Origin of the sequence: Achromobacter sp. Root170 (assembly GCF_001428165.1) — a bacterium.
GTDB lineage: Bacteria > Pseudomonadota > Gammaproteobacteria > Burkholderiales > Burkholderiaceae_B > Achromobacter > Achromobacter mucicolens.
In genome coordinates this window covers 551865-563976 of sequence record NZ_LMHN01000015.1, presented here as the reverse complement: position 1 = coordinate 563976, position 12112 = coordinate 551865, and the positions used below count along the sequence as shown (strand labels likewise).

Below are 12112 nucleotides of genomic sequence, written 5' to 3'. Positions count from 1 at the left end.
CCGCCGCGCAGACCCTGCTTGTTCAGCCAGGCGGAACGGTGTGTTTGATTTTTGGAAACACTGGCCTTAGAAGTCTTCGTCCTCTTCCACCTTTGGCATCAGGTAGGCCGTCAGCGCGCTGGAAAAGCCGGCCATCACCCACAGGACGAAAAACGACACGGTGTAAAAGCCCATGCGGCCCGTGGGAACGTATCCAAAAATGGTCACGTCCAGCGGGTCGATCAGGGCGAAGATCAGCGCGCTTCCCGCTGCGGCGGCCAAAAACGATGGCCACAGGATCCACATCAGCGATCGCAATCCCATGCGTGCACTCCCCCGATCAAGGTTTGGCGGCTGCCGGGCTGGCAGCCGCCGGCGACTGCGTCCCGGCCGCAGCAGGCGCGGTCTGTTCGATGACCAGCCCCCGCTTGACCACGCCCTCCTGGATGGGCTGGCCGGCAAACTGGGTCATCGCAAAGTAGATCGTGATGAAGCAGCCTATCATGGCGGCAAACGGACCCGCCATCAGGATCCACGGCCAGGGCTCGCGGTACCAGGGCTTGACGGGATGCGCCGGGTCGGCGGATTCGAGGGTGATGTGTGCAGCGTTCATGAAATGTCCTTGTAGTGCCCAGGGCGGGTGTCAGCCCTACTCGGGCACGTAGAAACTGGCGGCTTCATCGGTTTCGACCTGGCGGTTCTCGCCGTCCTGCCCCTTGGCGCGCAGCGTGATGGCATGCGCGCCGGGCGTCGCGCCCGCCGGGGCGCGGATGACCATCGGCACCAGCTTGTTGGCGGCCGGCTCGACCTCGACCACGTCCGATCCCTGCTGGCCGGCCATCACCGCCAGGTCGGGCATGCCTTCGGCAGTCAGGCGCAGGCGCATTGGCGCGTCCGAGGTGTTGATGATCTGCAGGCGGTAAACGTTTTCGATCATGCCGCCCGCCACCTCGCGGCCCAGCACGCCGCGGTCTCGGATGACGTCGACGCGTAACGGGTTGCGGACCACCAGCGAGGCCACGAAGGCCACCGCCAGAATCAGGATCAACGTGCCGTAGATCAGCACGCGAGGCCGCAGCAGATGCGACCGCGCGCTCTTGGTGGACAGGCCGTCCAGCATGGCGCGCTCGGACGTGTAGCGGATGAGACCGGGTTCGTACTGCATCTTGTCCATCACCTGCTCACAGGCGTCGATGCACGCGCCGCAGCCGATGCACATGTATTGCAGGCCGTCACGGATGTCGATGCCCGTCGGACAGACCTGCACGCAGAGACTGCAGTCGACACAGTCGCCCAGCCCTTGCGCCTTGTGGTCGACCTTGCGCGAGCGGCCGCCACGCGGGTCGCCCCGGCGCTTGTCGTACGTGACGACGAACGTGTCCGGATCGACCATCACGCTCTGGAAGCGAGCATACGGGCACATGTACTTGCACACCGATTCGCGCATGAAGCCGGCATTGCCCCAGGTGGCAAAGCCGTAGAACAGCATCCAGAACCATTGCCACGGCCCGAGCTGGAGCGCGAAGAGTTCGTGGCCGAGTTCGCGGATGGGCGCGAAGTAGCCGATGAATGTGGATCCCGTCCACCATGCCAGCGCGATCCACAGGAAGTGCTTGGTGAATTTCAGGCGGAACTTGCGCCAGGACCAGGGCGATTCGTCCAGGCGGATGCGCGCAATGCGGTCGCCTTCGACCTTGCGCTCGATCCACATGAAGATTTCGGTGTAGACGGTTTGCGGACAGGCGTAGCCGCAGAACAGGCGCCCGGCCACCGCCGTGAAAAGAAACAGCGCCAATGCCGAGATGACCAGCAGCACGGCAAGATAGACGACGTCCTGCGGCCAGAGTACCAGTCCGAACAAATAGAACTTGCGCGCGCCCAGGTCGAACAGCACGGCCTGTCGCCCGTTCCATTGCAGCCAGGGCAAACCGTAGAAGATGATCTGCGTGATGAAGACGAACGCGATGCGCCAGCGGGCAAATATGCCGCTGACGGACCGCGGGTAGATCTTGCTTCGCACCCCCGCCAGCGTCTGTTCCAGGGTTTCCTGGCCAGGACGCGGCGGCCGTGTATGCGGCCGCCAAGGCGGCGGGTCACCGCCAGGCGAACTGCTGACGCTTGCGGTTGACCCATCTTCCATTTGCTGCTCCGTGCTGGTTAGTGCTTAGTGATATGGAAGGCCGCTGCGCGGCCGTCCATTTACGTGCTGCCGGTTCACTGCTTGGCCGCGCCGGACTCGGCGGGCGATGCAGCGGCCTGCTTCTGCGCGTCGGGCTTGTTCGACAGACCCCAGACCCAGGCAGTCAGGATCTTGATCTGCTCGGGGCTCAGGATGTGTTCGTGTGCCGGCATGCGGTTGTCGCGGCCTTCAAGAATGGTCTTGACGATGCTGGCTTCCGAGCTGCCGTAGAGCCAGACGTCGTCGGTCAGGTTCGGCGCGCCGACGAGCTGGTTGCCCTTGCCATCGACACCGTGACAGGCGACGCAGAAGTTGGCGAACTCGCGCTTGCCGCGGAACACGCGGACCGGATCGGCGGTCAGGCCCGACAGCGAACGCACGTACTGCGCGATGTCGCCGGCCATCTTGGGATCGATCGAGTCCTTCCAGGGCGGCATGATGCCGTGGCGGCCTTGCTTGATGGTTTGCATGATGGCTTCGGGCGAGCCGCCGTGCAGCCAGTCGCCGTCGGTCAGGTTGGGGAAGCTGGGCGCGCCCTTGGCGTCGGAACCGTGGCACTGCGCGCAGGTGTTCAGGAAAAGGCGCTGGCCGATTTCGCGGGCGCCCGGATCCTGTGCGATCTGCGGCACGGTCATGGTTTCGAAGCGCGCGTAGATGGGACGCACGGCCTCGGCCATCTTGGCCTGCTGCTGCGCCACTTCGTCGGCGCTGCTGTATCCCAGCTTGCCCTTGTACTCGCCCAGGCCCGGCATCAGGAACAGGTAACCCAGCGCAAAGGCGCAGGCCAGCAGATACATCCACGTCCACCAGGTGGGGACCGGGTTGTTGAGCTCGGTCAGATCGCCGTCCCAGACGTGACCGGTGTCCTCGACCTGGCCACTGGCCGGCTTGGCGCTGAGCCAGCGGCGTTGCGTGTACAGCAGCCACACGCACCACACCACCCCGCCCACGGCGACGATCGAGATGAAATACCCCCAGAAGCCATTGACGAAATCGCTCATGACCGATTCGCTCCATCTTGTTGTGCCTGCCCGAATTCATCGGGCAGTGCGAACGGCAGCATGGCCGATTCGCGGTTGGCGCTCTGGCGGCCGCGCGAGCAGGCCCACCAGACGATGCCGAAAAAGGTCGCCATCGAGATGGCGGTGACGATTGCGCTGATATAGCCGACCATGATCAGCCTCCCGAGGCCGCTTGAGCGGCCGGCTGCGCCGAGGACTGCTGGGACTTCTTGGCTTCTTCGGCCTTCTTGGCCTCTTCAGCCTGCTTGGCCAGCTGCGCCTTGCGCACGCCCACGCCCAGCCCTTGCAGGTAAGCCACGAGCGCGTCTTCTTCGGTCTTGCCTTCGATGGCCTTCGGCGCGGCGGCGATTTCTTCGTCGGTGTAGGGCACGCCCAAAGCGCGCAGGGCACGCATGCGCTGATCGACGTTCTGGCCGGTGATGACCGTCTTTTCAAGCCACGGATAGGCGGGCATGTTGGATTCCGGCACCACCTTGCGCGGATCGCGCAGGTGGATGCGGTGCCAGTCGTCGGAATAACGCTCGCCCACGCGGGCCAGGTCGGGGCCGGTACGCTTGGAGCCCCACAGGAACGGATGGTCGAAGACCGATTCAGCCGCCACGGAGTACGACCCGTAGCGCTGGACCTCGGCGGCGAGCACGCGAACCTGCTGCGAGTGGCAGCCCACGCAGCCTTCGCGGATGTAGACGTCGCGGCCCATCAGCCGCAGCGGGCTGTAGGGTTCGACGCCCGCCACGGGCTGGGTGGTGCTGTGCTGGAAGAACAGCGGGATGATCTGGACCAGCCCTGCGAAGGAGACCACCAGGATGCTGGCGATGATCATCCAGCCGATGTTCTTCTCGAGGGTCTGGTGAGAAAAGAAGCCGTGATTCTTGTTGGCCATGATGTCCTCGTCAAACAGTGGCCGGCACGGCGGTCGCGGGGACCGTCGGACGGGCGGCATGGGGATCGTCTTGCGGAATGGCGGGATTGACCGCCGTGGCGCCGCTCACCGTCTTCCATACGTTCCAGGCCATGACGAACACACCGCACAAGAACAGGGTTCCACCCAGCAAACGGATCAGGTAGTACGGAACGCGCGTCTTCAGTTCTTCGACGAAGCTGTAGACCAGGGTGCCGTCCGGCGCCGTGTCGCGCCACATCAGGCCTTGCTGCACGCCAGCGATCCACATGGCGGCGATGTACAGCACCACGCCGATGGTCGCGATCCAGAAGTGCAGTTCGATGGCCTTGACGCTGTACATCTTTTCGCGGCCGTACAGGCGCGGGATCAAGTAGTAGAGCGAGCCGAACGAAATCATGGCGACCCAGCCCAGCGCGCCGGAGTGCACGTGGCCGATGGTCCAGTCCGTGTAGTGCGACAGCGCGTTCACGGTGCGGATCGACATCATCGAGCCTTCGAACGTGGACATGCCGTAGAACGACAGCGCGGTGACCATGAATTTCAGGATCGGATCGGTGCGCAGCTTGTACCAGGCGCCCTGCAGGGTCATGATGCCGTTGATCATGCCGCCCCAGGAAGGCGCCAGCAGGATCAGCGAGAAGGTCATGCCCAGCGACTGGGTCCAGTCGGGCAGCGACGTGTACAGCAGGTGGTGCGGGCCCGCCCACATGTACGTGAAGGCCAGCGCCCAGAAGTGGACGATGGACAGGCGATACGAGTAGATGGGACGGCCGGCCTGCTTGGGCACGAAGTAATACATCATGCCCAGGAAGCTGGTGGTCAGGAAGAAGCCCACCGCGTTATGGCCGTACCACCACTGCACCATGGCGTCCTGCACGCCCGCGTAGGCGGAGTAGGACTTCCACATCGACACCGGCATTTCAATGTTGTTGAAGATGTGCAGGATGGCGATGGTGAGGATGTACGAGCCGAAGAACCAGTTGGCCACGTAGATGTGCTTGGACCGGCGCTTGATGATGGTGCCGAAGAACACGATGGCGTAGGCGACCCAGACCAGCGTGATCAGGATGTCGATGGGCCATTCGAGTTCGGCGTATTCCTTGCTGCTGGTAAAACCCATGGGCAAGGTGATCGCGGCCGCGACGATGACGACCTGCCAGCCCCAGAACGTGAAGGCGGCGAGTTTGTCGCAGAACAGGCGCGCCTGACAGGTGCGCTGCACGACGTAGTAGGACGTCGCGAAAAGAGCGCTGCCGCCGAAGGCGAAGATCACGGCGTTGGTGTGCAGCGGGCGCAGGCGGCCGTAGCTGAGCCATGCGGTGTCGAAATTCAACTGAGGCCAAATTAGCTGCGCGGCAAGAAACACACCGACAGCCATGCCGACAATGCCCCAGACCACGGTCATGATGGCGAACTGCCTCACGACCTTGTAGTTGAAGGTATCGGACTTGCTTGCGATTGCGGGGCAATCGTTCATCACCCATCCCCTAAAGTAACAAGAACTTCCAGGCTTCGATGATGGGACTAGTCACAGGAGTCGGCGTTGATTTGGATCAACCGGGGTGCGACGCCTTGGACATCGCTGCATAACCGCAACGCTCTTAGGGGTATCTGGCCGTGAAAAGACCTGGCCGGCGGCCGCGGCGAGGGGCGCGCGACCGTCAGCGACGGCTGGCGGCGCCGCTGTCGTCGTCGCGCAGGATGGCCGTGCCGGCGTTGTCGGTGTCGTCGTACTGGCCGTTGAAAACGGCCCACCACAGCGATACGCCGATGGCCAGGACAAAGAGCAGCGAGAGCGGCAGCAGAAGGTAGAGGATGGTCATGATGCCGCCCCCAGCGCGCTGCCGGCCGCCGCGGCGCCCGACCAGTCGCGGCGGCACAAGCGCCACGAGTTGTAGGCCACCGCCAGCGACGACAGCAGCATGGTGATGGCAGCCAGCCAGGGCGTGACCCAGCCGACCAGCGCCAGCGGCGTCATCAGGAGGTGCCAGACGAGCGAGCCGTAAAGGTTCTGCCGCGCCTTGCGCCGCGCCTCGGCAAGCAGCGCGTCCAGCGCGGACTCGGGCATGTCGGGGTGCGCCGCCAGCGCGCTGTGCGCGGACGCCATGGCGGTGGGCACGGCCATGGACATGGCGCACGGGCAGCTCATGACCAGCAGCGCCACCATGACGGGAATGCTGTGGGCGGGATCGATGTAGGCCCAGCCGGCGGCGGCGGCCAGCGCCAGCGCCACCTGCGCCAGGACGAACCGGGACGCCACGCGGTCGGCGCGCGCGCCCAATTGCAGACGCTGGTCTTCGACGCGGGCATGGCGGCGGCCGGCGGAACCCGCGCCGCCGAACGATTGGCGGGCGCACAGTTCGAGATAGCGCGCGGTGAGCAGGAACGCCACGAACATCGTGACCGAGTCGAAATAGACTTCGCCGTGGCCGGTGTAGGTGGCGTGCACGCTGGGGATGAAGGCGGCGACGATGCCAAGCGCCACCGGCACGTCCATGCCGGCGCGCCCCTGCCGCAGGTTGGCGCCGGCATGGCGCCAGATGGGCCATGCCGAATACAGGACAACGGGCACGGTCAGCGCGAAGCTGGCCCAGTTCATGAGGACGATGGCCCAATCCAGGGTTTCGAGCGCGTCGGCGGGCATGGATTCGTGGCGCAGGTAGCCGGGCCACGCGAACATCATGACCTGCATCATCGCCAGCCACGCAAGCGACAGCCGCACCAGCGCGTGGCGGCGTTGCTGGCGGTCGGCGTCGGGCAGGCTGGCCGGGACGGCGAAAATGGATTTGGCACGCATGATGGCGATGGTAATCAGGCCCGCCCCTGGCCGCCTTGATCTGAATCAAGGCGGTCGTGGCGATTTGCCGCCGCACCGCCCGCCCCCCTGTCCGTCCCCCCTGTCCGCCCCCCCCCTGTCCGCCCCCATCCGCCCCGCCCGCGCCATCCGTCCGGCCATGGCCGATATGGCCGGTGGCGTGTGCGGCGAACGCCTGATACAAGATCATCCTGACGGCCTGCATTTCCTGCGCGGCTTGAAGGGCATCGGCGCGCCCCCCCCCCCGCGCCTGGCTGCCCGCCGCTGGGCGCGGCGCAACTGTGCCGGGTGCTGGCCGCGTTTGACGAACAAGGCGCCACGGTGACGTATCACCTGGCGTTTAGTACGTGGAGAAAGACCATGCAGCGGCCTAATGGCGTTTTTGTGACGGGCACCGATACCGGCATCGGCAAAACCCTGGTGTCGGCCATCCTGGCCCGTGCCTGGAATGCCGATTACTGGAAGCCGGTGCAGACGGGCGTGGCCGAAGAGCCCGGCGACACCGACACCGTCGCCCACCTGGCGCGGTTGCCGCCCGAGCGCCTGCACCTGCCTGCCTACGTGCTGCAGGCGCCGCTGTCGCCGTGGGCGGCCGCCACGCTGGAGGACACGATTGTCGACGCCACCACCATCGTGCCGCCTGCGACGCGGGCGCCGCTGATTGTGGAAGGCGCGGGCGGCCTGTATGTGCCGATCGACGACACGCACATGATGATCGACCTGATCGCGCGACTGGACATGCCGGTGGTGCTGGCGGCGCGCAGCGGACTGGGCACCATCAACCACACCTTGCTGAGCCTGAAGGCGTTGCAGCGGCGCGGCATCCCGGTGCTGGGCGTGGTCATGAGCGGCCCGCCGTCCGCGGGCAACAGGGAAGCCATCGAGCGTTTTGGCGGCGTGCGCGTGCTGGCGGAGATCCCGCCGCTGCCGCGCGTGGATGCCGCGGCCGTCGATGCATTGGCCCAGGGCATCGCGCCGCTGGCCGAATGCCTGGCAGCGCTGTATGACGCCGAAACCGAAGCGGACTAGGCCGAACGCCAGTCCGGCGCGCCCGGCATCACTGCCGGGCCATGTCGATGAATGCCCGCAGCGCCGATGAGACGCGGCGCTGCCGGGGGTAATACAGCATGAAACCCGGCACCACGGGACACCAATCCTCCAGCAACCGCACCAGCCTGCCCGATGCAAGCAGGTCCGCCACGTAGCTTTCGGGAACGTAGCCGATACCGATGCCATCGCAGGCCGCGCGCACTTCGGCGTGCACGTCGCTCAGGGCTATGCGGCCCGGCACGTCGATTTCCACCTTTTCGCCGTCCTTCTCGAACTCCCATTTGAAATAGCGGCCGCTGGGAAACCGGTAGCGCACGCAGTCGTGCCGCAGCAGGTCGGCCGGCGTCCGGGGCGCCTCGCGCCCCTGCAGATAGCCGGGCGACGCCACCACCACCGCGCGCAGCGGCGGGCCGATGGGAACCGCGACCATGTCCTCGGGCACGGCTTCAAGCAAACGCACGCCCGCGTCGAAGCCGGATTTCACGATGTCCACAAAACTGTCGTCTTCCCCTATTTCCAGGCGGATGTCCGGATAAGCAGCCAGAAAACGGGCCGCCATGGGCATCAGCAACAGGTACGAAGCCGCGCGCGACGTGTTGATGCGCAGCGTGCCGGCGGCGGATCCGCGAAAGTGGTTCATTTCGTCCAGCGCGTCGCCCAGGCCATGCAGCACAGGCTGCAGGCGCTCGGCCAGGCGGTGGCCGGCTTCAGTCAGGGCCACGCTGCGCGTGGTGCGGTTGAACAGGTTCACCCCAAGCCGCTCTTCCAGGTTGCGGATGGCGTAGCTGACCGCCGAGGTGGACAGGCTGAGCTCTTCGCCCGCCTTGCGGAAGCTGCCCAGACGGGCAACCGCCGAGAACGCGGCAAGATGGGATAGGTTGTCGAGCGGCATGATTATGCAAATTTATTCAATAAATCATGCCGAAATTCTAGCTTGAAGTGGGTTTTCGGCGAGCTTATTGTGAACGCCTGCTCAACAAACATCCCAAGAGGCCGTCATGATCCAAGCCCAAGGCTACGCCGCGCACAGCGCCGACACTCCCCTGGTTCCCTTCAGCTTCACCCGCCGTGAACCGGGCGACGATGACGTGCTGATCGACATCCTGTACAGCGGCATCTGCCACTCCGACCTGCACCAGGCGCGCGGCGACTGGGGCAATTCCATGTACCCGATGGTGCCCGGCCACGAAATCATTGGCCGCGTCGCGCAAGTGGGCAAGAACGTGACGCGATTCAAGGTCGGCGACTACGCCGGCGTGGGCTGCATGGTGGACTCGTGCCGCCATTGCAAGGCGTGCCGTCTGAACCTCGAACAGTATTGCGAAGAGAACGCCACGCTTACCTACAACGACAAGGAGCGTGGCAGCGACCAACTGACGTTCGGGGGCTACTCCGATCGCATCGTGGTGACCGAGCACTTCGTCGTGAAGGTGTCCGACAAGCTCGACCTCAAGGCCGTCGCGCCGCTGCTGTGCGCCGGCATCACCACCTATTCCCCGCTGCGCCACTGGAAGGTGGGGCCGGGCAAAAAGGTCGGCGTCATCGGCTTGGGCGGCCTGGGCCACATGGGCGTGAAGTTTGCGCATGCAATGGGCGCGCATGTGGTGATGATCACGACTTCGGCCGACAAGGCCCGCGATGCCAAGCGCCTGGGCGCGGACGAGGTGCTGGTCTCGCGCGATGCCGACGCCATGGCGGCGCACGCCGGCACGTTCGACTTCCTGCTGAACACGGTTCCCGTCAGCCACGACGTCAATCCCTACATGGCCCTGCTGGCGCTGGACGGCACCATGGCGCTGGTGGGCGCGCTGACGCCGCTGGATCCGATCCCCGGCGCCAACCTCATCATGGGCCGAAAGTCGCTGGCCGGCTCGGCGATCGGCGGCATGCAGGAGACGCAGGAAATGATGGATTTCTGCGCCGAGCACAACATCGTCAGTGACGTGGAAATCGTGCCGATCCAGGCCGTGAACGAGGCCTACGAGCGGCTGGTGAAGAACGATGTGAAGTATCGCTTCGTGATCGACATGGCGTCGCTGAAGGAAACGCGCGCTGCCGTATAAGCCTGCTTCCCCGAGGGCCTTCTGAGGTCAGTCGGGAAATTTCTCGTCGTGGGCATCACCCAGGCGGCCGAAATACGTGACGTGCCGGCCCGCGATCCACACCGCGTAGCCGACGCAGCCCGCCGCGCAACTCAGACGCTTGAATTCCGGGTACATCACCTCGCCCCGCTGCGCGCCGCGAATCGCGGCTTGCAGCGCATCCCGATCAAAGTCATTGGCAATGGCGACATCTGGCACATCCAGCGGGATGTCCAGCGTCTGGTCATCAGGCAGGTAGTAGGCGGTGCGGCGGGACCGGTAGTCGACCACATAGGATTCGACCCCTGCGCCCGCCAGTTGACTGATGACTTGGCCGAAGTGGATGCGGCCTTGGGCGGATGCCTCCGCGGTTTCACGAATGATGGATTGCGTGGACGCGTTCATGGATGGCTCCTGACGATGAAAAGGAGAAGACCGTTCCGGCGCCTCGGCCTTCGCACCGTCCAGCGTACTGCGGGAATGGCGCCATCGCGAAACAAAAAAAGAGGGTGCCCGCAGGCACCCTTGAATCCACCCTACAACAGCACCTGCGACTACACACCTGCATGCGGCGCCCGGCGTCCCGCGGGACAGGCCGGGCACTGCCGGCTTACGCAGCCTTCTGCGCCTTGCCGTGTTCGAACTGCGCCTCTTCGGTCGAGCCGGTCAGCGCGGTCGTGGACGACTTGCCACCCTCGATCGTCTGGGTCACGGCGTCGAAGTAACCGGTGCCCACTTCGCGCTGGTGCTTCACGGCGGTGAAGCCCATTTCGGCGGCGGCAAATTCCTTCTGCTGCAGTTCCACGAACGCGCTCATCTGGCGGCGGGCGTAGCCGTGGGCCAGCTCGAACATGCCGTAGTTCAGCGCGTGGAAGCCGGCCAGCGTGATGAACTGGAACTTGTAGCCCATGGCGCCCAGCTCGCGCTGGAACTTGGCGATGGTGCCGTCGTCCAGGTTCTTCTTCCAGTTGAACGACGGCGAGCAGTTGTAGGCCAGCAGCTTGCCCGGGAATTGGCGATGGATGGCGTCCGCGAACTTGCGGGCGTATTCCAGGTTGGGCGTGGACGTTTCGCACCAGATCAGGTCGGCGTACGGCGCGTAGGCCAGGCCGCGCGAGATGGCTTGGTCGATGCCGGCGCGGGTGCGGAAGAAGCCTTCCACCGTGCGCTCGCCGGTGATGAACGGACGATCGTTCTCGTCGACGTCGCTGGTCACCAGGTCGGCCGCGTCGGCGTCGGTGCGGGCCAGCAGCAACGTGGGCGTGCCCATCGTGTCGGCGGCCAGGCGGGCGGACACCAGCTTGGACACGGCCTCGCGGGTGGGCACCAGCACCTTGCCGCCCATGTGGCCGCACTTCTTCACGGAAGCGAGCTGGTCTTCGAAGTGGACACCCGACGCGCCCGCCTCGATCATGGCCTTCATCAGTTCATAGGCGTTGAGCACGCCGCCGAAACCGGCTTCGGCGTCCGCCACGATGGGCGCGAAGAAGTCGATGTAGCCTTCATCGCCAGGGTTCTTGCCTTCCATCCACTGGATCTGGTCGCAGCGCGTCAACGAATTGTTGATGCGGCGGACCACCTGCGGCACGGAGTTGGCGGGATAGAGCGACTGGTCGGGATACATTTCGCCGGCCAGGTTGGCGTCGCCGGCGACCTGCCAGCCTGACAGATAGATGGCCTTCAGGCCGGCCTTGACCTGCTGCATGGCCTGGTTGCCGGTCAGGGCGCCCAGCGAATTGACGAACGGCTCGCTGTGCAGGAGTTCCCAGAGGCGCGTGGCGCCGCGGCGGGCAAGCGTGTGTTCGACGCTGATCGAGCCACGCAGGCGGATGACGTCTTCGGCGCTGTAGTCGCGCTTGATGCCCTGCCACCGGCTGTTCTCGGCCCAATCTTTCTGCAGGTTGCGGATTTCGGTTTCGCGATTGCTCATGGTGATGCTCCTGGTCAGTAGTGAGAGAACTTCAAAGGATTCGCGTCGTGCATTGCGTGAATCGTTGGAGAAAGTCTATGCCTGTGCTGCGGAGCAATGTGAAGGCAGGTCTTATACAAGACGAAAAATGTTAGTCATTTAAATCAATGAGT

General features: G+C 64.8%; 13 protein-coding genes and 1 pseudogene. 2 read left to right on the top strand and 12 right to left on the bottom strand.

The window, feature by feature from the left end; genetic code table 11:
- Positions 1-66 precede the first annotated feature (66 nt).
- From ASD87_RS16945 to ASD87_RS16905, 9 genes are all read right to left on the bottom strand, one after another.
- The gene (locus ASD87_RS16945; protein WP_056323947.1) at positions 67-303 is read right to left on the bottom strand and encodes a hypothetical protein; all 237 of its coding nucleotides are present in this window, start codon (positions 301-303) and stop codon (positions 67-69) included.
- Positions 304-319: 16 nt separating this feature from the next.
- Positions 320-592 (bottom strand): FixH family protein, encoded by a 273-nt coding sequence (locus ASD87_RS16940; RefSeq protein ID WP_056323944.1) that lies wholly within the window; start codon positions 590-592, stop codon positions 320-322.
- Positions 593-628: 36 nt separating this feature from the next.
- Positions 629-2119 (bottom strand): cytochrome c oxidase accessory protein CcoG, encoded by a 1491-nt coding sequence (gene ccoG, locus ASD87_RS16935; RefSeq protein ID WP_056323943.1) that lies wholly within the window; start codon positions 2117-2119, stop codon positions 629-631.
- A gap of 74 nt (positions 2120-2193) precedes the next feature.
- On the bottom strand, positions 2194-3159 hold the full coding sequence (gene ccoP / locus ASD87_RS16930; RefSeq protein WP_056323940.1) for a cytochrome-c oxidase, cbb3-type subunit III: 966 nt from the start codon (positions 3157-3159) through the stop codon (positions 2194-2196).
- Entirely contained in the window at positions 3156-3332 is a 177-nt protein-coding gene (locus tag ASD87_RS16925; RefSeq protein ID WP_056323938.1) for a cytochrome oxidase, read from the bottom strand. The genes ccoP and ASD87_RS16925 overlap by 4 nt, the downstream gene beginning before the upstream one ends.
- Positions 3333-3334: 2 nt before the next feature.
- Positions 3335-4063 (bottom strand): cytochrome-c oxidase, cbb3-type subunit II, encoded by a 729-nt coding sequence (gene ccoO / locus ASD87_RS16920; protein ID WP_056323935.1) that lies wholly within the window; start codon positions 4061-4063, stop codon positions 3335-3337.
- Positions 4064-4073: 10 nt separating this feature from the next.
- On the bottom strand, positions 4074-5561 hold the full coding sequence (gene ccoN, locus ASD87_RS16915; RefSeq protein WP_056323933.1) for a cytochrome-c oxidase, cbb3-type subunit I: 1488 nt from the start codon (positions 5559-5561) through the stop codon (positions 4074-4076).
- Between the two features lie 184 nt (positions 5562-5745).
- A complete protein-coding gene (gene ccoS, locus ASD87_RS16910) occupies positions 5746-5907 on the bottom strand; it encodes a cbb3-type cytochrome oxidase assembly protein CcoS (protein ID WP_056323930.1) in 162 nt (53 codons plus the stop codon).
- Complete coding sequence (locus ASD87_RS16905) at positions 5904-6881, bottom strand: hypothetical protein (RefSeq protein WP_056323928.1); 978 nt, start codon at positions 6879-6881, stop codon at positions 5904-5906. The genes ccoS and ASD87_RS16905 overlap by 4 nt, the downstream gene beginning before the upstream one ends.
- Before the next feature lie 133 nt (positions 6882-7014).
- Between ASD87_RS16905 and bioD the strand changes: the two are divergent.
- Positions 7015-7928 (top strand): annotated as a pseudogene (bioD, locus tag ASD87_RS16900) (dethiobiotin synthase); the annotation flags it as partial.
- Positions 7929-7956: 28 nt separating this feature from the next.
- Here bioD and ASD87_RS16895 read toward each other — a convergent pair.
- On the bottom strand, positions 7957-8841 hold the full coding sequence (locus tag ASD87_RS16895) for a LysR family transcriptional regulator (protein ID WP_056323922.1): 885 nt from the start codon (positions 8839-8841) through the stop codon (positions 7957-7959).
- A gap of 106 nt (positions 8842-8947) precedes the next feature.
- On the opposite strand from ASD87_RS16895, the gene ASD87_RS16890 reads away from it, so the two are divergent.
- The gene (locus ASD87_RS16890) at positions 8948-10012 is read left to right on the top strand and encodes an NAD(P)-dependent alcohol dehydrogenase (protein WP_056323920.1); all 1065 of its coding nucleotides are present in this window, start codon (positions 8948-8950) and stop codon (positions 10010-10012) included.
- Between the two features lie 27 nt (positions 10013-10039).
- Here ASD87_RS16890 and ASD87_RS16885 read toward each other — a convergent pair whose 3' ends face one another.
- Positions 10040-10435 (bottom strand): DUF1398 domain-containing protein, encoded by a 396-nt coding sequence (locus ASD87_RS16885; protein WP_056323917.1) that lies wholly within the window; start codon positions 10433-10435, stop codon positions 10040-10042.
- Between the two features lie 205 nt (positions 10436-10640).
- Positions 10641-11960 carry an isocitrate lyase gene (gene aceA, locus ASD87_RS16880; protein ID WP_056323915.1) on the bottom strand — a complete coding sequence of 440 codons (1320 nt, stop codon included), beginning with the start codon at positions 11958-11960 and terminating at the stop codon, positions 10641-10643.
- Between the last annotated feature and the right edge of the window lie 152 nt (positions 11961-12112).

Coding starts and splice junctions, on each gene's coding strand:
- ASD87_RS16940 (WP_056323944.1), bottom strand. CDS start 592: ATGAACGCTGCACACATCACCCTCGAATCCGCCGACCCGGCGCATCCC.
- ccoP (WP_056323940.1), bottom strand. CDS start 3,159: ATGAGCGATTTCGTCAATGGCTTCTGGGGGTATTTCATCTCGATCGTC.
- ccoO (WP_056323935.1), bottom strand. CDS start 4,063: ATGGCCAACAAGAATCACGGCTTCTTTTCTCACCAGACCCTCGAGAAG.
- ccoN (WP_056323933.1), bottom strand. CDS start 5,561: ATGAACGATTGCCCCGCAATCGCAAGCAAGTCCGATACCTTCAACTAC.
- ASD87_RS16890 (WP_056323920.1), top strand. CDS start 8,948: ATGATCCAAGCCCAAGGCTACGCCGCGCACAGCGCCGACACTCCCCTG.
- ccoS (WP_056323930.1), bottom strand. CDS start 5,907: ATGACCATCCTCTACCTTCTGCTGCCGCTCTCGCTGCTCTTTGTCCTG.
- ASD87_RS16945 (WP_056323947.1), bottom strand. CDS start 303: ATGGGATTGCGATCGCTGATGTGGATCCTGTGGCCATCGTTTTTGGCC.
- ccoG (WP_056323943.1), bottom strand. CDS start 2,119: ATGGAAGATGGGTCAACCGCAAGCGTCAGCAGTTCGCCTGGCGGTGAC.
- ASD87_RS16925 (WP_056323938.1), bottom strand. CDS start 3,332: ATGGTCGGCTATATCAGCGCAATCGTCACCGCCATCTCGATGGCGACC.
- ASD87_RS16895 (WP_056323922.1), bottom strand. CDS start 8,841: ATGCCGCTCGACAACCTATCCCATCTTGCCGCGTTCTCGGCGGTTGCC.
- ASD87_RS16905 (WP_056323928.1), bottom strand. CDS start 6,881: ATGCGTGCCAAATCCATTTTCGCCGTCCCGGCCAGCCTGCCCGACGCC.
- aceA (WP_056323915.1), bottom strand. CDS start 11,960: ATGAGCAATCGCGAAACCGAAATCCGCAACCTGCAGAAAGATTGGGCC.
- ASD87_RS16885 (WP_056323917.1), bottom strand. CDS start 10,435: ATGAACGCGTCCACGCAATCCATCATTCGTGAAACCGCGGAGGCATCC.